The 18,536-nt window shown below is 49.8% G+C and carries 15 protein-coding genes and 2 pseudogenes; 5 read left to right on the forward strand and 12 right to left on the reverse strand.

Annotation, left to right across the window (positions count from 1 at the left end; translation table 11 throughout):
* Position 1: 1 nt before the first annotated feature.
* Genes pgaC through MUU46_RS04500 form a run of 4 tightly spaced genes read right to left on the reverse strand, consistent with a single transcriptional unit; the run spans position 2 to position 6,312 of the window.
* Positions 2–1,330 (reverse strand): poly-beta-1,6-N-acetyl-D-glucosamine synthase, encoded by a 1,329-nt coding sequence (pgaC, locus tag MUU46_RS04485; RefSeq protein ID WP_258964890.1) that lies wholly within the window; start codon positions 1,328–1,330, stop codon positions 2–4.
* On the reverse strand, positions 1,327–3,342 hold the full coding sequence (gene pgaB / locus MUU46_RS04490) for a poly-beta-1,6-N-acetyl-D-glucosamine N-deacetylase PgaB (protein WP_258964891.1): 2,016 nt from the start codon (positions 3,340–3,342) through the stop codon (positions 1,327–1,329). Before pgaB ends, pgaC begins: the two co-directional genes overlap by 4 nt.
* The gene (gene pgaA / locus MUU46_RS04495) at positions 3,342–5,801 is read right to left on the reverse strand and encodes a poly-beta-1,6 N-acetyl-D-glucosamine export porin PgaA (protein ID WP_258964892.1); all 2,460 of its coding nucleotides are present in this window, start codon (positions 5,799–5,801) and stop codon (positions 3,342–3,344) included. The genes pgaB and pgaA overlap by 1 nt, the downstream gene beginning before the upstream one ends.
* A 10-nt stretch (positions 5,802–5,811) precedes the next feature.
* A complete protein-coding gene (locus MUU46_RS04500) occupies positions 5,812–6,312 on the reverse strand; it encodes a GGDEF domain-containing protein (protein ID WP_258964893.1) in 501 nt (166 codons plus the stop codon).
* A gap of 835 nt (positions 6,313–7,147) precedes the next feature.
* Between MUU46_RS04500 and MUU46_RS04505 the strand changes: the two genes are divergently transcribed.
* A complete protein-coding gene (locus MUU46_RS04505; protein WP_258964894.1) occupies positions 7,148–7,348 on the forward strand; it encodes a hypothetical protein in 201 nt (66 codons plus the stop codon).
* Between the two features lie 95 nt (positions 7,349–7,443).
* Here the strand turns inward: MUU46_RS04505 and MUU46_RS04510 are convergent, their stop codons facing one another.
* Positions 7,444–8,226, reverse strand: a complete 783-nt coding sequence (locus tag MUU46_RS04510; protein WP_258964895.1) for a helix-turn-helix domain-containing protein — start codon at positions 8,224–8,226, stop codon at positions 7,444–7,446.
* Between the two features lie 355 nt (positions 8,227–8,581).
* On the opposite strand from MUU46_RS04510, the gene MUU46_RS04515 reads away from it, so the two are divergent.
* Positions 8,582–9,160 carry an ATP-dependent Clp protease proteolytic subunit gene (locus tag MUU46_RS04515; protein ID WP_258964896.1) on the forward strand — a complete coding sequence of 193 codons (579 nt, stop codon included), beginning with the start codon at positions 8,582–8,584 and terminating at the stop codon, positions 9,158–9,160.
* Positions 9,161–9,367: 207 nt separating this feature from the next.
* A complete protein-coding gene (locus tag MUU46_RS04520; RefSeq protein WP_258964897.1) occupies positions 9,368–9,958 on the forward strand; it encodes a LuxR C-terminal-related transcriptional regulator in 591 nt (196 codons plus the stop codon).
* Between the two features lie 69 nt (positions 9,959–10,027).
* Here the strand turns inward: MUU46_RS04520 and MUU46_RS04525 are convergent.
* The 4 genes and pseudogenes from MUU46_RS04525 to MUU46_RS04540 all read right to left on the reverse strand — a co-directional run.
* Positions 10,028–10,324: pseudogene (locus MUU46_RS04525) on the reverse strand (IS3 family transposase); the annotation flags it as partial.
* A gap of 16 nt (positions 10,325–10,340) precedes the next feature.
* Positions 10,341–10,554: pseudogene (locus MUU46_RS04530) on the reverse strand (IS110 family transposase); the annotation flags it as partial.
* Positions 10,555–10,911: 357 nt separating this feature from the next.
* Positions 10,912–11,268: a hypothetical protein gene (locus MUU46_RS04535; protein ID WP_258964898.1), complete on the reverse strand. Its 357-nt coding sequence runs from the start codon at positions 11,266–11,268 to the stop codon at positions 10,912–10,914.
* A gap of 537 nt (positions 11,269–11,805) precedes the next feature.
* A complete protein-coding gene (locus MUU46_RS04540) occupies positions 11,806–12,327 on the reverse strand; it encodes a hypothetical protein (protein WP_258964899.1) in 522 nt (173 codons plus the stop codon).
* A gap of 790 nt (positions 12,328–13,117) precedes the next feature.
* Here MUU46_RS04540 and MUU46_RS22960 point away from each other — a divergent pair.
* A complete protein-coding gene (locus MUU46_RS22960; protein ID WP_374684990.1) occupies positions 13,118–13,285 on the forward strand; it encodes a hypothetical protein in 168 nt (55 codons plus the stop codon).
* 226 nt (positions 13,286–13,511) lie between these two features.
* Here the strand turns inward: MUU46_RS22960 and MUU46_RS04550 are convergent.
* From MUU46_RS04550 to MUU46_RS04560, 3 genes are all read right to left on the reverse strand, one after another.
* Positions 13,512–14,719 (reverse strand): IS3 family transposase gene (locus tag MUU46_RS04550; protein ID WP_258964991.1). Its coding sequence is split into 2 segments (ribosomal slippage): positions 13,512–14,398 and positions 14,398–14,719, totalling 1,209 coding nucleotides; the frame shifts between segments, so codons are not numbered across the junction.
* Positions 14,720–14,794: 75 nt separating this feature from the next.
* A complete protein-coding gene (tnpB, locus tag MUU46_RS04555; RefSeq protein WP_258964992.1) occupies positions 14,795–15,139 on the reverse strand; it encodes an IS66 family insertion sequence element accessory protein TnpB in 345 nt (114 codons plus the stop codon).
* Positions 15,136–15,564, reverse strand: a complete 429-nt coding sequence (locus tag MUU46_RS04560) for a transposase (RefSeq protein WP_309582935.1) — start codon at positions 15,562–15,564, stop codon at positions 15,136–15,138. Before MUU46_RS04560 ends, tnpB begins: the two co-directional genes overlap by 4 nt.
* A gap of 103 nt (positions 15,565–15,667) precedes the next feature.
* Between MUU46_RS04560 and MUU46_RS04565 the strand changes: the two genes are divergently transcribed.
* Complete coding sequence (locus MUU46_RS04565; RefSeq protein WP_258964900.1) at positions 15,668–18,103, forward strand: DUF3772 domain-containing protein; 2,436 nt, start codon at positions 15,668–15,670, stop codon at positions 18,101–18,103.
* Positions 18,104–18,536 lie beyond the last annotated feature (433 nt).

Genomic DNA, 18,536 nt, shown 5'->3' on the forward strand with positions numbered 1-18,536 from the left:
GTCACATCCTTCCTATACCGCGATCGGGGCTGACCCAACGCGCACGGCCACGCTGGTTTTTGAGCATCACTTTCGGGAATGCGGCCAGCGTAGTGAACAGGCTCAGCATCCAGTACACCACCGGGAACCAGATAACCCAGAACAGCGATGCGGCGATGCTCTTTTCATAACGTCGTTCAATCAACAGGCTGACTACGAACTGCAGCAGGCACACGATGCCCAGCAGAAGGCCGGTAAACTGCGGCGGAAACAGATGCTGTACGACCAGGTTACCGGGCATCGGAAGCACCAGACCGAGCAGATACAGCACGATACTCATGGCATAGGCGAAAGCCCAGGTAGTGGAAAGACAAAACTCAATAAACAGCGGCCACATACGGCGATATTCCCAGGCCCACAGGCGGCGGATGTTGACGCGGAACACTTCCGCACCGCCCTGAGCCCAGCGCAGGCGCTGTTTCCACAGGCCACGCAGGGTTTCGGGCATCAGGATCCAGCACAGCGCGCGCGGTTCGAAGAATATGGACCAGTGGCGAAGCTGCAGCTTCCAGCTGATATCGATATCCTCGGTTATCATGTCTGCACTCCAGTATCCGACCTCGGAGAGCGCGCGGCGGCGGAAGGCGGCGACCACGCCGGAGACAGTGAACACCTGGCCGTAAATTCGTTGGGTGCGTTTAATCAGCCCAATGATGGAGGAAAACTCGCCCACCTGAATACGGCCAATCAGGGTAGATCGCGTGCGAATGCGCGGGCTGCCGGTCACCGCACCGACGCGAGGGAAGGCCAGTAACGGGCCGACCAGATACGCCGCGGTGTCGCGGTCGAGCAGCGCATCGCCATCAATGCACACCAGGAAATCACTTTTTGCCGCCGCTGCACCTGCGGTCAGCGCCACCGCTTTGCCCTGATTTTCCGCCAGATGAATCACCCGCAATTTCGGATACTCGCTCGCCAGCTGGTTCAGCACGTCCGCAGTATTATCGGCGGAACCGTCGTTAATGGCGATAACCTCAATGTTTTCATAACGCTGTGCCAGCGCCGCTTCGATGGTTTCCCGGGCATTCAGTCCTTCGTTGTAGCATGGGATCAGAATGGAAATTAACGGGTTGCCTTTCAGCACCGGCGGCGGTGTCTCTTCATTCCATGACCAGCGCCGTTCACGGTAATACCAGAAGTAGATGCCCCCGGTCATCCACATCGCCGACATGAACAGCGGCCAGAAGAACACAAAGTTCAGGATGGCGGCACCGGTAAACACCGCAGCGACGCCCAGAGGCAGGCTCAGAACCAGACAAAGGATTAAAAACGCGAGTAAACGATCCATCATTTCTGCGGGTACCAGGCGGATGAGAAGGCGGGTGCTAACGGTGCCATTTCAGGCTTATCATTAACAAAATCATCAGGGTAATAACCAAAGCTACTGGCACCGTTCATTTGCAACAGCGTCATCCAGTCGGCAAGTTGGCGGGCGCTCACGTTGGCCTCATCGCCCTGTTTGTGCCAGTCACGTGCCTGTAATTCGAAAACGGTTTTATCCAGCGCCTGCGGGTGGCGGGCGATGGTTGTGACCAGCTTTTGCAGCCACGCATTACTTTGCGCCAGCGGCACGTTTTCCATCAACGGCATCGCCATCGGCGCAGTCCAGTCGTAGGTGCGGAGGAAGTCATCGAGGTTTTGCGCGTACCACGCCTCGCTTTCCGGCTTGAGGACAGGCATGGCGTAAATGTTGCGCGCCGTTTTCACCTGTGGGCCACGGATGGCGCGCACGGCTTTGGTGAGGTCCATCGTGAAATCAATCAGATAGTGGCTTTTATAGCGCGTCCAGCGGTTGAATTCAGTGGGATCGCGGCGAATATTGTACAGAGTGCCACTGAATCCGGCCTGCTGATACGCCGCCATGGCTGGTGGGCTCACGTCTTCAAAATCAGACAGCAGCGCATCGTCGTGGAACAGGATCCCGTCGAACGTCGCATGGCTGGCCAGATCCTGGTAAATCTCGGCGATGCGTTTTCGTGCTTCCGGACTCCAGGGAGAAAGGCGTCGGTACTGCTTCGGGTCCACGCTGGTCTGGCCGGTTTTCGGATCCCAGTGGGTCACGCGGGGCAGCGAGGGGTCCAGCGCAAAAGAGAGCACCGGCATCCAGGCGTAAACGTTAACACCTGCGCGGGTTTGCAGCTGCCAGGAGATATAATTGAACAGGTCGGCGCGTACCGGCAGCCAGCGGTTCGGGAAGTACAACGCTTTGATGTTACCGTCGCCGTCCGGGTCGGCAAACGCCTGCAGGAAAACGGTGGTAATGCGCATGTCGTGCACGCGCTCGATAAGCTTATCGATGTTCTTGCGCTGCTGTTCAGGGTTCGGATCGTAGATGTAGTCGAGGTCGATATGCATCACCCGCATCAGGTGCCGCTCCTGCACCTGTGTCACCTGTTCGGCAAAATCGTGCAAGCTCGGGTTCCCGGACATCAACATACGTGGAATGCTCATCAGGTTATTCACGTCACCGAGCCCGTCGTCGAGAGTGAATGCTAACTGATAGCCGTGCTTTTGCGCGATGGAGAGCGTGGTTCCGCCCGCCGCGCCGTAAGGCCAGACCCACGCGCGGGGGGATTTATGGGTGACGTCTTTCAGTTTGCGGGTGATGTGGTCCACGTCACCGTCGATGCGCTGATAGAACTGCGAAGCCGTCTCGTATTGTCCGCTTTTTGGGTCATACAGACGGTTGGCCACCGCCGGTTGTGTGGTGCCTTCCGGGTTGGCCTGGCCGCCATAATGCGATGCCCAGGTGTGGGCGCCAATTTCGACCAGCGGCGATTCACTCAGGGTTTTCACCATATCCCAGGTGGCAAACCGTTCTCGCGGGGTCATCAGCCCACCGAAATTCACTTTTTGATTCAGCGGGGTGCTGACCCAACTGCCGACCGGAGCCCACAGCGCGGGCCAGTTATAGGCCTTTAACAGTGGCCAGACGCGGGAATAAAAACTGCTGTAACCATCGTCAAAACTTATCAGTACCGCTTTTGGTGGCAGTTCTTTTCCGCCGTTATGCGCATCGAGAATTTGCTGCACGCTGACCGGCTGATAATGGTTGTCGCGCAGCCACGCAATCTGGTCCTTCAGCGCGCTGGTACGCACCGTCAGGTAGCGTTCATCGGCGGCACCGTCTTCAATGTCGTGATAGCAAATCACCAGGAAATGATTTTTCGGCCACGGTTGATTAACCCGTTGCTGCGCACGCTGAGCGGGCGGCACAAACGGCGGCGGTGTCTCGCCAAAAGCAATTTCAGACATCAGCCAGCACAGAACAATCAGCGTGATATGGAGAAAGTATTTAGGCATCAGTGGCCTCCGAACCGATAATTCAAATCAAACGCGACGCCAAGATTTTTCTCCCGCGTGCCGTCATAAGGGCGCTTGTCCCAGGTGAGCATGACGTCCATGTCGAGCTGATTGTTCCATTGGATGCGCTGTCCGTAACCCAGCGTGGTGATGGCTCCGTTTTTTTCGCCTTTTTGCACGTAGGCCCCGAGGCCCGCGGTGAACAGCTGGCTCCAGACCGTGTTATAGCGGCGGTATAAAATCTGCTCCGCAGACAGGGCAGGCAGAATGGCGAGGTCACGCTTTGGGTTGTAGTAGGGGGTGTCCGTTTTACTGTTGCTGCTGGCGCTGATATCCGGGGTGAAATCCAGAGTGAAATGCGGCGTGGTCCACAGCCGTTCTTTACCGGTGAAGTTCAGCGCCATGCGTGTGTTGCCGTCGGAGAACCACTGCGGGGCGAGGGTGAGTTGGTACTCACGTCGCTCGCTTTGATACCAGCGCACCCACAGATCGCCGCCATTAGAGGTGATGCCGTTTCGCAACGCGCGCAGCGGCGTTTCGCTCGACATTCGTTGGGCAGAACCGCCGATGTGCCAGTTATCGTTGACGTCATGCCAGCCGGAAAAACGCACGCCAAGTTTATTGCCTCCGGCAAAATTGCGGTTCGACAGCTCGAGCTCGGCCCAGTTATCGCGGGAGGTGTATTCCACGCCGCCGAGCACATCGCGGTTCGAGCCTTTGCCTTCGTCGAACTCGCCGGTCGCGTAGTTAAACCCGGCAAAAGGCCGCCAGTGATCGGCAATGCGCGGGCCGTACAGCGCCGTTTTGAGGGTGAAATCGTGGGAGCCGCTGATCGGGCTGTCGGAAGAAATGCCCTTGTCGCCAGTGATGCGCAGCTCATAGCCATTTTGCAAATCGCGATCGCGTTCGAGCTGGAGGATATCTGGGGCGTCCGGGTTTCTGGCGACCAAATCGTCGGTCAGCAGATCCATCTGACGCCACTCCTGCAAATCCATTGCCACTTCGGCCTGCTGGCGCTCCAGCTCAGGATTCGATGGCTCCAGCGGCTCGGCCAGTTTCAGCTCACGTTCTGCCGCGCGCGGCAGACCACGTGCGGCCAGGACGCTGGCGTAGTTAATCAACAGCCCTTGATTGCCGGGCCCACTGCGCGCCAGATGGCGGGCGTATTGCTCCGCTTCGGGGAGACGGTTGGCCATTTGCAGATACTGTGACATCAACAATCGGCCATTCAGCCAGCTGTCGTTAGGCTGCGGAACCGGTGAACCGTAGTGGAAAGTGTTGTACGGGCTGTCAGCAATAATGCGCTCCGCCTCGCATTTAGCGGCGGGGAAATCTTCATTTTCAATGGAGGCGTAAAACATCTCCTGCTGATCGTCGGGCAGCAGAGTCGCCGGGCTTACCTTTTTATACACGTCGTTGAACAGACGATGGGCTTTGTCGGGACGCATTTGCGCCAGCCAGGCGGATGCCACCCAGCGTTTGGCGTAATCCGGCACCGGTTTGCCGTCGGCGGTTAGCGGCTGGTATTCGTCAGTGACCTCGGCAAAACGCTGACGCGTCAATAACGCACCAAGACGGTCAATGCGCGCCTGGCGGATATCGGCCTGGGCATCCGGATTGTTTTTCCACTGTGCCAGCAGGCTGTCGTAGCGTGCCAGCACCTGGTCGGCAACCACATAATGTTCCGCTTCGCCGTGGGTAGTGGTCCGGGCGTTACGTACCATCACTGCCGCCGCTTTCAGCTCCAGCTGGCGGCTGGCGGCGGCGGAAATGTTCATCGAACGTGACAGCCTGAGCGCCGGGAAGGCGATATGATTTTTGTCCCAGGCGGCAAGCAGGTCGGTTTTGAAGGCTTTGCCTTGCTGATGGTTTTGCCACGCCAGGGTCAGGGAGAGCAGTGAGTCGCGGCTTTTTCCCTGCGCGCGCCAGGCGTAGGCCAACAGTTGGTAGTGATAGGCGCTCGGTGCATCGCGCACCAGGCGCTGGGCTTCATAGAGGGCTTGTTTATCATGGCGCGCATCGGCCAGGGTCATGACCCAGCGTGCGCGGATATCGTCATCGTCCGGCGACATTTTCCGCGCTTTGTCCCACAGCACCAGCGAGACATCCCATTGCTGTTGATTGCGGTACGCCTGTGCCGCCGCGGCAACGCCCCAGGTTGGGATCGCCATTTTCGGGCTGTAGCGTCGCCAGAGGGAAATGACGTCCGCATCATGCCCCGCCCAGCCCGAAACCTGCAGCCAGTCAGCGACCTGCGATTCGGTCAGTGGGGCGTGTTGTGCGCGCTGCTGGAGCCAGTTCAGCAGCGGAGCGGTTTGTCCGTCGCGGGCCAGCAACACTTTTTTATCGTAGGCGCCATCGTCGGCCCGGGCCGGGAAGGTGCACGCCAGACAGAGGCTCACCGCGAGGGAAATCACGCTGTAGCGTCGTAGGGTTGAGATTCTGGCTATCGCTCTCATAGCAAAACGCTCAGGCCCACGAAACGCGATCGCGTCCGGCTGATTTCGCCTGGTACAGCGCCGCATCGGCTTTTTCCAGCAGCGTTTCGATAGAGGTATCGTCAACCTGAACAGCACCGAAGCTGGCGGTAATGCCAACCTGATTGCCATCGGGTGCGACAAAGCGCATCGCCCGGATATTCTCCTGGAAACGCGCGAGGATTTTTTGCGCCTTAACGTCTGAATCGGCGTTGAACATCACCGCGAACTCTTCACCGCCGAAACGGGCGACAAAGTCCCCTGCGCGGCAGTTGCTTTGCAGCGTGCGCGCTAGGCCAATCATCCTTTCTTCTGCATCGGACACGTATTCGGGCAGCTCCGGGAGCGCTTTGAACAGTTGAAAGGGTGTATCGCTTTTCTTACGCGTCATCTTCAGCTCCATTTTCGCGTGCAGCTCGCTCTGAGTTATTTCCAGCAAGTATTCGTTGGAGTAGCCACGTTCGTTGCTTATCAGACAGTGAGTGTCAAGCATCAACTTTATGGTGACAAATTTTGCGGAGTGTTTGCAGGTGGCGATATAGTGCTGGGAATCTGGATAGATTTGAGATTAACTCAGCACCGTAGATATCAGTATTATGACACAAGGTAGGACAATGGGCGTTTCCGTTGCGCTCGCCGTTTTTTAATATTTTATTACTTTTGCTCATGTGTGTTTTCTGCTGAAAAAAAATTAAAACTACCGGCATCTAAAGTTAAAGATGCCTGCGGAAATCAATGCTTTTCAAAAAAACGTCCTCTGAAAAATATCTAGGAGTGACGAGTTGTGAGTAGTATTTATAAAAGATACATTCTGACAATCATTCTATTTGTTCAAGAAACATAGCTAAATTATATAATTAATTGAAAGGGTGAGGAGGGTAGTGTTGTTTTTTTTTAAATTTACACCGTGTGGGATGTATTAATTCTGTTTGCTTGATATATGAGTAAACCCGCTAAACACGGCACGCCTGAAGCTTTGGACGCTATCTTTTATTTGGGAAAATCACAGCCCAGCTTTCGGATTTTTCTACATAAATGTGATTTTTTTGTTAACTGTCATTTGTGTCATAGCCTACTTTTTTGCTGTTACGTTGGTTTAAGAGCTCCCTGACGGAGTTTAGGTGAGTGCTGTTTTCGTATTTTTTTGATGGGTGATACTGAGTTATCATGTGAGCTACCTCTGGCTGGAGTTTATCACTTAGCAGCGTAGCAACTATTTTTGGATAAGATCAAAATTCGCTTTTTTACAATACCTTTAACACTATAAACACTATGATGGATGTATGGAATAGAGAGACATTCTGAAGTGCGATAATTGAGGAGTAATAATGAAGTATTTTGTGGTAATTTTATTTGGGGTCATGACATTTTCAGTTTATGCAAATGATTCATCACCAGCAAATGATGGGGTTATTATTCAAAATAGCCCCTGCAAGGGAACCCCAGAATCACAAAAGGTTGTTATTCACTCAAAGGATAACCAAAGTGTTGAGTTAGAGTGCCATCACATGCTTCCGCAAGTGAAATAACCTTGTGAGGGTATAGGATAAATACAAAGGATCGTAACTTTGTGTAAATAATGCCACGCCCCATATACTACTGTAGTATATGGGGCGTGGCATTATTATATTTTAAGATAGGTGGGACCTGTTCTATTGTAAAAATAGTCATTTACAGGATCAGACAGAAATGATGTAGGTGTTGATAGGTATATAATTTTAAATGATTTAATAAAATGAGATTGATCATAAAAACCGGCATTAAGTATGGCCCCGTACATATCACCATTTTGTATGGTTTCCTTAATGGCTGTTTCTAATCTGCAAATAAGTTGATACTTTTTTATGGTAATACCATGGGCTTCCAAAAATCTCTTTTGTATATACCGTTGTGAGTACTTAAATTCTAAAGCGACATCACAGACCTTGGTCGTGTGATTTGTGTAAACATACTCTATCAGATTGTTATTTAATTCATATTTTTCTACTGGTAGCATTTTGAGTAATAAGTTAAATCCTCGTAAAACTTCACATCCTAGCTCAAAGTAACGCGGGAGATACTTCAGCAAATTGTTACTCCATAGGGCATGAAGATCTACTGGTTTATCAACAGTGGCATTCGTTTGCCCTCTGGAAAGCATGTAGAGCTTGCTATGGCGAATCCTTAGTACTAATAATTTTTCATCGTTTGGGGAGATAATGAAAGCTCCTTCTCTAGGCGTCAAAAGTTGCATGTTTGAGAATGTAGTATTGTTGCCATTCTGAACATGAAATGGTTTTGTTGAAAGCCATAGCTCTGCACCAGTCCCTGGTTTAAGGTTGAGTAGCGAGCTGAAACAGTCAGTTTCCCAGCCAGAGCTAATTGCCCATAGTAACTCTTTGGGAATAATGGTTTTTGTTAAAATCATCAATAACTCCAATTGTGTAAAGTAACATTAAGCTAACTATTATTAAAAAAATAACAACAGTTATTATTGGTTGCTTACAGAATACTTCGCAATGAAGTTTATAAAAAAACAAAACATATTTGGAAGCATACCCCAGGCTATTCATTGTAAATAAAATTGCTTAAATTCGCTTTTTTACAATCATGTTGTGCCGTGCATTGTTAATATGGCTAGATGTACTCATCTTTGGCTATAAAGGTTGGTAAACCATCGTGCTAGGGAATACTATATTAAGGCGATCATTGATTTTAAATGATCCCAGCGTCTAAACTTAGAGTATTTAGTGCAACATATCGGAAGAGGTGAGTGAGGTTCCATGGATACAATCATTTTTGATGATGAGTTGAGTGAGATTACAGTTAAACGTTTGATATCACTGTTCTCAGAGGCTTACGACTCCGGGTTCAAAGAACTTAGGCTGATGATGACTAGCACAGGAGAGAGTATTTCGGATGCACTCAAAATTTATAATTATATAAAGTCAGTACCGATTGTGATTTGTGTTCATAACTTAGGTACTGTCTCACATCTTTCTAATCTCCTCTTTTTGAGTGGTAAAGTGCGTAGCGCTGCACCACATACACTCTTCTGCTTTGGTCCATTAGAGTTAAATATCAGAAAATATCAGAAATATAGTCTTAATTATTTGCAATTTTTATGGCAAAAAATGGACCAAGATTTTCAGTGGATAATTAATACTTATCAATCCTCATCTATCGGTTCTCAAGAAGTAGATTGGGTAGTGTCACATATACAGCGCTGCATAGTAGATGCTGAGAAGGCAATGAAACTTAGTTATATTGATAGGATATATGATTGTAATATTGAAAGTGATACCATTTTGGCAAGGTATGTTAATTTTTTTCCGAAAGTGACTCCCTTGATGCATTTTTAACTCTTTGGGGGCATTTCCTTTTTGAATCGAATAAGGTTGTGTATTATACCAATTGAACGATTGTTTGATGGTTTGTTTTTCAACAACGCTTGATCATACTGACGGATTCTACATTCAAAAATACGTAAGTGGAATAAGCATTGTTGATATTAAATTATACTGATGGTGATTGTTAAATGATATTTGAAAATTTCAGAAGGCTAAATTATGGGCAGTGCATCAACATTCATTTCGGATAATGCATATTTTTGCATTGGAGTTTCAGGGTTTGGTATTCAACGCTCTCTGTATATTGGGTATGCTGCTGATAGCAATGTGTTCAAGAAAATCCCGCAAGAAGGTATCTTTATTATATTGGTGGAAGATTTGTTATTACGTGGCTTTCTATTATCTCAGATAGCATTATGCGCTAAAGTTATTGTTGTTCTGGATTCAGATTTGTTAATCGATTCTTATTTGAAGTTGCATAATTTTATATATGTTTCTCATTGCACGAATCTTTCTGAAATTGAAAAATTAATATCCAGCTTTAGGCAGTTGAAAATAACGAACCTTTCTTCTCGTGAAATGAGATTTTTAAGCATGTCACACTTAAGTAATAAACAACTAGCAATAAAACTCTCCGTTTCAGAAAAGACATGTAGTGCATACAGAGTCATTCTTCAAAAAAAGCTATCCCTTAAATTTCGAAACAATATAGCAATGGGGCGTATTAGACGGAAAGCTAGTATTCACTATAATGCATTATATCCATCAGGCAAATGGAGTCCAATTTTTAATGAAACTACAAAAAATTAAAATATGCACTGTCCATTGATGAAGGGTAAACTATCCACAGTTATTACTATCTGAATAAACCCGGATTTTCTAGACAGTTCCGTGCCTCATGAACCAGACACTTTCATACTCTGCAGGTTCTTGATCTTCACATGCGCTGTGACGACGTCTGGCATTATAAAACATCTCTATATAATCGAAGCGATCCACTTTCGCTTCTGCTCTGTTTTTATAGACCCGTTTCTTGATACGCTCTCGCTTCAGCAACTGGAAAAAACTTTCTGCCATCGCGTTATCATGGAAATTTCCGCAGCGACTCATACTACTTTTTAAATAGTGAGATTCCATAAAATGCTGGCACCTTTCGCTGGTATATTGAGAACTCTGGACGCCCTTCTAAGAGTCAAGTCATTATTTTGGTACTGTTTATCTGTCGATTTTGATTTCGCAGCAGCGTATAGACTTCACGCGAGATATAGCGCTTGAGGCAACGCAGTGCTTTGACCTTCTGCTAGCCGCTTTGCCACATATTCCTGTGTTCTCGCGTCTTTCCGTAATCGACCGATCGCGATAATATGCAGGGCACTATTGGCTGCGCGATCACCACCGCGATTAAGGTAAGCGTCGTCTCAGTACCGTCTGGCTCAGAAACCACAATTCTGTAACTTAAGCACCCACTTATTTGACAGGTGGACACCTGATGCGCGCCAAAGAAAGACTGCTCCTAGGATCAATCAGCCCAGTTGGTTGTCGATCAAATTTACCGACCAGCGTCGGACCAAAATCGCTATAGCGTTCGTGAATAATATTCAGTGCGTGTGCGGCAAGTCCCGAAGGAGAGGCGTATCGGGCGGAAGCCGGGTCACATCGCTGCGGAAAACGAACATTGCCTTACATTCGAATGTAACTGTGGCGGGAATGGATCCAGACACTGGGGGCCTTTCCGGATCCATAACAACGGGAGAAGCCCCTGACTATCGGGCGCTTTCACACCCTGGCTGTCCCTTATCGATAATCGCGGTCCCTTCAACTTGGTAGCCAAAACGGCCAAAGATGAAGGCGTGATTAAGTTGTGAAATAACGACATCCGATAGTGCAACAGCACATCTGTTTTTTGCAATGGCCCGATCCATCGCGGTTTTAACATTGGGTAATCCTATCGGGAAAAGTATAACCGAAACGGTATCTTCTCCGGTGACGCGTGGTCCCTGAACAAACTTCGTCCCGTTCAGGTTGTAGTTGTGCGTGCTGGCAAGCGTCATGTCAGTCACCCGGGTGGTACAACCGGAGAGCATGATAGCCCCCAGTGCGATGAGGAGTAATTTTTTCATAATGAGTATCCGTACGATCAAACAGAAAATATTACCACAGATAAAACAGAAATAGCGGTGAGGTTTGTTTCCAGTTTTATTCTGGATGACGTGCCATAACCCTCCGCAGGGTTTTAATTGTTCGCATAGCAGACGCATATTCCGATATCGAAGGTCATATCACTGGCCATATTGTGACGGATCGCTAACTCAGTCCGCAAAACACAGAAATATTAATATATCAGATTTACCATCTTCCCTGAAAGAATCGGGCGGCAAACCGCGTCACTGTATTTCTCTGTCACCGGGAGCACATATTGAGGAGACGCCTGAAATCATAAGGGCGATAAGACGTTGGCCAGCATTTGTGGCGGGGGTTGCGAGATGGAAGAAAGACCGGATACTTCAGTTTAGCCTGGCACTGTTTTCAGGGAGGAGATCACGGCATTGGCGGCCCTTTCTGGGTTTGAACCATCGACCGAGCGATTATGAGTCGAGAGCGCGTAATGATGTTGGAATTAGGCCCACAATCCGTCAGTGGGCTAATTCATAAATTACTCATTCTCCCGAAGGGGAATGAGGGGCGGAAATGGCTAACTGCATTATTCTCGCGCATCGCTTCCCTTCTGGCTGTGCCTGTACCGCACCAAGGGCGTTCTGCTTTAAAGTAACATCAGTTTTGTTGCCCGTAGGGATAAGTGGAAGACTGCAAACGTTGGGCTCGTTCAGGAAGATGTTTTTGTCGCTTAGAATATGTAGTACTCCTGACGGATTTTCTGGGATAGCCCGTGCAACAGCATCCATAAGCGTTTCAGCTCCTTTCGTCCGCACTCCCTTCTCGAGAGAAATTGCAACTTTTAGCCAATCAGGATCGCCAGTTTTAATCTGATTGATGGCCTCACGCCAGTCTTGCCCGTGATTGCCATGATGTAATGTCTTAACTACAGAAAACGGGTCTTGTTCTTTCAGCATTTGCTGAAGCTGGTCAGCTGAAATTTTTTCTGCGAACGACTGACAAGAATAAAGCACTAGCAGGGCTACACATAGCTTCCCGGTGATATGATAAAAAGTAAAGCTCATTCAAATCTCCTTTTGTAACCGGCAAAAGAATAGGGATATTAGAGCCAATATGTTGTGGTATTTTGTGAATAAATATTTTCACATTGGTCATACTCTCTGAGTTAGTGTGAGCACACCCGTTTTAGCTCCACACACTTTTTGAGAATTCTATCTTCTTGATCCCTTCCCAATATAGAGTTTCTTTACGGCAGAAGTGCAAATTGCTCCGGAACGGGAGTGTAACAACGGCAAAGTCGTCGCCAGGGGGGGGGTCTACGCCCTTTCCCCACCGTTCGGTAAAACGCTGATTCTGCCTAATCCTTGCCTCGTTCAGATTTTTTGTCCAATTTTTATTTTTGGCTGATTTTTTACTAACATCGACATATCGGTGTCTGGCGCTAAAGGATGCGGCCAGCTGTAACCGCTGCGGTCAAGCAGCCAGATATTGCTCAGATAAACTGAACGTACCGGGATGCACACAGGGTTATCCACCGTTCCTGTGGATAATCAATATGTAGTGCCTCATACCTTTTTTAGCGACCAGATACTGAACATGACCCAGTCATCAGTTACAGCCGCGACCAATAAATTCCCACGACAGAGTCACACACATTGGGTTTTTGTGACTGACCGTTTGATTTATCACTGTTTTCTCCGGTAAATCTCTGCACCAGACATGGAATAAGGCCAGAAACCGGATGTTCACGCCGGATGTTCACGCTCTACATGAAATGGGGAGCCCGGAGAGTATATGAACCCGATGCCGTCACTTCACGCGTGACGGCGATTTTTGTAAAGTGAGATACAGGCCATGAGAAGAAAAGAGTTTGAAGTGGTTGTGTTAGCGGAAGATTTGCCGGATGAAGTGTTAACTAAAGGCATGGCGGGGAACCTGCGGATCCTCCCGGCCATTGTAACGAGCACTTTCCTGCTTCTGTTGTTTCAGCAGCGCTTCGGCCTCTTCAACCTGGCGACGTAGTTTTTCAGAGCGGGGGCATAACAGTATCCGGCGTAGCTTTTCTACCTGTGCGCACATATTCTATCTTTCTGGCGAAGCGCATCTTCCAGCGCGGCGATAAGAGTGAGATAGTCCTGATCCATGACCCCATTTATAATGCGTCCATGCGCTTTTTAACACATTGTCAGAGAGTTAAGGCGAGCAGTTTTTGTGATCTTGACCCGCTATTTCCAGACAGCTTTTGTCTCTAAGTTAGCGTTATCCGTTGGCTCCGGTATTCCCTCGGTGAGAGGTATCCCAGGGCGCTGTGCGGATGGTTTTCATTGTAATGCTCGAACGCCGCCGCTAGGTTTATCAGCGCCGTTCTCACATTCGGTTTGGACATGAAGGTGATGTAGTCACTTTTCATCGTTTTTACGAACCGTTCAGCCATGCCATTACTCTGCGGACTGCTCACTGCTGTTGTGCATGGCTCCAGATTCAGTTCCCTCGCGAACCAGCGGGTTTCATGCGCTACATAAGCTGAACCGTTGTCCGTCAGCCACTGGATTGATTTTTCCGGTAACTGATTACCGAACCGTTTTTCCACTGCACCCAGCATCACATCCTGTACCGTGCTGCTGTCGTAACCCCCTGTACTGGCGGCCCACTCTATGGCTTCTCTGTCGCAGCAGTCCAGCGCGAACGTCACCCGCAGCTTCTCGCCGTCATCACAGCCGAACTCGAAGCCATCTGAACACCAGCGCAGATCGCTTTCCGCCACCGCGACTTTGCCGTTATGCTCACGCTGCCGACGTTGTGGTTTGCCGTGCAGCAGCAACAGCCTGTTCTCGCTCATCACACGATAAACCCGTTTGGCATTCACGGGGGGAAGCCCTTCATTGCGCGACTGCTTCCGCAGTATCGCCCACACCCGTCGATAACCATAACCCGGCATATCACTGATGATCGCGAGGATTCGCGGTAGCAGCTCTGCATCTGCTTCCTCATTCCGTCTGTTACAGCGCCCGTCCTGCCAGTCGACAGGACGATTGACCCGAAGGGATAACTGCGCACGCGACACGCCTAAAGCCCGGCTGACCTGTGCTATTCCTTGCCCTTTGATAACAAGGGCGCGTGCGCTATCCATTTTCGCGACTGACCGTACTCCACCGCTTCTTTCAGGATCTCGTTCTCCATCGTCTTCTTACCCAGAAGACGCTGAAGCTCCCTGATTTGTTTCAGCGCAGCGGAGAGTTCAGAAGCCGGAACGACCTCTTCTCCGGCAGCCACTGCGGTGAGACTGCCTTCCTGGTACTGCTTTTTCCACTTGAACAGCAGACTGGGCTGAATGCCATGCAGACGGGCGACATGGGATACCGACATTCCCGGCGCCATCGACTGCTGAATAATGGCGATCTTTTCCTGAGGCGTTTTACGCCGACGGGCTTCTTGCCCTAACAGTATTCCGGTCATCTCAAAATTAGCGTTAGTGTTAGACATATATCCAAGCCTATCTCTTAAGTTAAGAGACTTCTACTGTCTGGCTTTTCATGGGGCCCACTCAAGGCTAGCAGTTTTTGGCTGACGCCAGTCCAGCTTATCGAGGAGCATGGCGAGTTGTGAGCGGGTGATCGCGATTTTACCGTCGCGTACAGCAGGCCAGATGAACTGGCCTTCTTCGAGCTGTTTGGTAAACAGGCACAGGCCATCCGCATCTGCCCAGAGTATCCTCACGGTATCGCCTTTGCGGCCACGGAAGATAAACAGGTGGCCGGAGAACGGATTTTTATCCCGTGCATGCTGTACCAGCTCGCCCTGGCCATTGAAGGACTTACGCATATCCGTGACGCCAGCAATCAGCCAGATACGGGTGCCTGATGGAAGATTAATTATTCCGGCGCTCTCCCTGTCAGTTCACGCAGCAGCACAGCAAGCAACTCCTGCGACGGGTTTTTCAGGGTTATTTTACTGTGGCGGAACTCCACGCAGCAGGAAGAAGCATTCAACGGATACAGCCCGGAAGCGACATCAGATACAGTGGCCTCCGGTACAATCTCTACAGCTAACAGTGATGGGGCTGAAGGTTGGGCAATGGCCGCAGGCAGGCGACGTGACACCCGCCCCTCGTGCTGCCACATGCGCAGCCACTTAAAAATGAGGTTGTGAACAACACCACTTTCTCTCGCTATTTTTGCGACATTGGCTCTAGGCTGGTAAGCCAGTTCAACGATGCGAAGTTTGACGTCGTTGGAGTAGACAGTGCGTGATTCAGTTCGCCAGTCAGCAGACTTTGCTTTCCTTCTCTCCCCCTTCTGCATTATACGATTTTAAACAGATTTCCCGGAGCGGGCTTTCATAAACTACAGGTATCCTTAGCCAGTTACACCCCTTAGTTAAGTAAAATATCAGGTACATCTTTCTATGCATAAAATAATAAAAGTGCCGCTGTTACTGGCATTGTTGTCATGTTTGATGATGACTCCTGTTCTGTCTCTGGCGAATGACAGCCCCGCGCAAACCGACGTTGAACAACCTGTTAAGGTTAATGCCAACACCGCGCTATCTGCGCTGCAAAAACGCCTGGATACCCTGAAGCAACAAGTGTCTGCTGCGACAGCAGATAAACAATTCACCACCCTGAACGATGAAGCTCAGAAGCTTGTCAGCGATGCAGGTAAACTTGCCGTGACACTTGCACCGCAACTGACACAGGTTCACGCTCAGCTTGATGTGCTCGGCCCGCCGCCTGCGCCAGGTACCCTAACGGAAACCCCACAGGTCGTTAGCCAGCGTAAAAAGCTTAATAGCAGTAAAATCCTGCTCACCACTCAGATTGAGCACACCAAAGCCATCGGCGTGGGGGCGCAAAACTTGTCCGCGCAAATCTTTGGCTTACGCCGCAACGCGCTGAAAACGCAAATTGCGCTCAATACAGGCAGTATTCTAAGAGTTAAGTTCTGGACCCCGTTAATCAAACTGAGTGAGAAAGATGCCGCGCGCTTTGGTGCTTTCGGGTCACAGGTTAGCGATGCCTGGGGTCAGGCCTGGAGCGATGGATGGTGTATTGGCTCAGGTTTCTGTCTGCTACTGGCTCTGATTATTGGCCTGTTCGGACGCAAAGCGCTGGATAAACCCGTCGAGTGGGTCCTCCTCTACTGGTTGCCGCAGGGGCGTTTCCGCCGCAGTTTTCTTGCCTGTTTCACCACACTCAGCATGATGTTCACGCTGGGTATTAGCATGCAGATGCTATGTTATATCTTCACGCGGTTACCGGATACCTCACAGCTGGTGCTGAACTTTGCCAATCAGCTCGTTGGTCTCACCTATTTCTCGGCGATCATAGCCGGGCTTGGGATTGCATTACTCTCTAACAACCATCCCACCTGGCGTTTGCCGGGGATTGCTGATTCTCTGGCAAAAACACTCGGGTCCTTTCCTGTCCTGCTGGCCACCTTTATCTTTATCTTCGGCACTCTCGAGCTGCTCAACGACCTTGTCAGCGCCAGTATTGCCACCACCCTGTTTGGCAACGGGCTGTCGGCCTTACTGGTTGCGCTAAACTGCCTGATAGCGCCGGTGCGTATTAACCGTATACGCAGCAAAATGCGGGCCAATGGCGAGCAAACGGAAGCTCGCTCCACGATTGCAGGCCTGATTCATCTGGTGATAAGCCTGACGGCGGTGGTCATTCTGGGTGCTCTGCTGATTGGTTATATCCCGCTGGCTCGCTTTGTCACCTTCGAGCTGCTGTGGATTGGTCTGGTCCTCAGCTGCTTGTATCTTCAGATTTACTTCGTGGTCGATCTCTGTGAGTCCGTATTCTCACCCTCCACCCAAAGCGGCAAAATACTCAAAAGTACGCTGAGCCTTAGCGATCGCCACCTGTCCCTCGCGGCAACGCTGTTCTCGGCCGTCGGTAAAACCTCGCTCTTACTGATGACAACCATTGCGCTGCTTAACGGGACTTTCGGCACCACTCCCCCCGTAGAGTTTTTGAAAAAAATAGTGGGTATCTGGGGTGAAGAAGGTATTGATGGGATAAGTATTATCCCGGCTCATGCCGTGAATGCCTTTCTGTGTCTGGTAATTGGCTGCTACGTATTGCGCTCAACCCGACGCTGGCTTGATAACGATTTGCTGCCAAAAACCCTGATGGACATCGGACTGCGTGCATCACTTGTCACGCTGTTCACTAACGTCGGCTATGTGCTGATCATCATGCTGACGCTTTCGACGCTCGGCATCGAATGGAACAAGCTCGCATGGATTGTCAGCGCTCTGTCGGTGGGTATCGGTTTTGGTCTGCAGGAGATTGTAAAGAACTTTATTTCCGGCTTAATCTTGCTGACTGAACGCCCGGTCAAAGTGGGTGATTTGGTGAGTATTAGCGGCGTGGAAGGAGATATTCGTCGGATCAACGTTCGCGCAACGGAAATCCAGTTGAGTGACAAATCGACGGTGATCGTCCCGAACTCGCAGCTCATCTCTCAGAACGTGCGCAACGCCACCATGGCGAATGCACAGGGTGTGGCGACCATCGCTCTGACCTTCCCGCTGGATATCGATCCTGAACAGGTACGTAACCTGTTACTGATGGCTTATACCCTGCATGAATCCATTCTGGACGCACCGGCTCCGTCGGTCAGCTTTAAGGAGCTCGGACCGAACGGCATAGTGTTGAGCGTGACGGGTTATGTGAACAGCCCACGCATGGTCAGTTCAACACGCAGTGACCTGTTATATGAAATCCTCAAAATGCTTCGTGAGGCGGGTGTGAGCCTGAGCCAGACGCAAACGATGATCCTCGAGCACCCGAACAATGCGAGTAAGCGTACAGCGAGGGCCGTCTGGTCATAATCTGACTAATTCGACAAAGTGGTGTCCACCAATAGTGATCTGCGCCCCAGAAGTTAGACACTGGAGCGAAGTCCGAGGGCTAATGGCAAAATTTTCATTGAAATTCAAACAGGAAGTCGCAGAAAAATATCTTGAAGGTGAATTGAGTCTGGAAGTTGTAGCTAAAATGTACAACCTTTGCCCGAAATCGGTACGAAAGTGAGCATACGTTTACAGGGAGCATGGGATTGAAATTCTTAGCGGTAAGAAGGGGCGTCATTCTGCTGATTTCAAACTTATGGTGTTGAAGGAGGTTGCAGATGGTGGATTTTCCGCTCGAGAAACAGCGGTTAAACATGGTTTACCAGCTTCAATACAATATGTCGATGGATTGAAAAATATAGGAAATATGGTGATGATGCTTTCACCAGAAAGGACAAAAAGATCAGCACCT

Origin of the sequence: Scandinavium tedordense, assembly GCF_024764965.1 — a bacterium.
In the GTDB taxonomy this organism is placed as follows: Bacteria; Pseudomonadota; Gammaproteobacteria; order Enterobacterales; family Enterobacteriaceae; genus Scandinavium; species Scandinavium tedordense.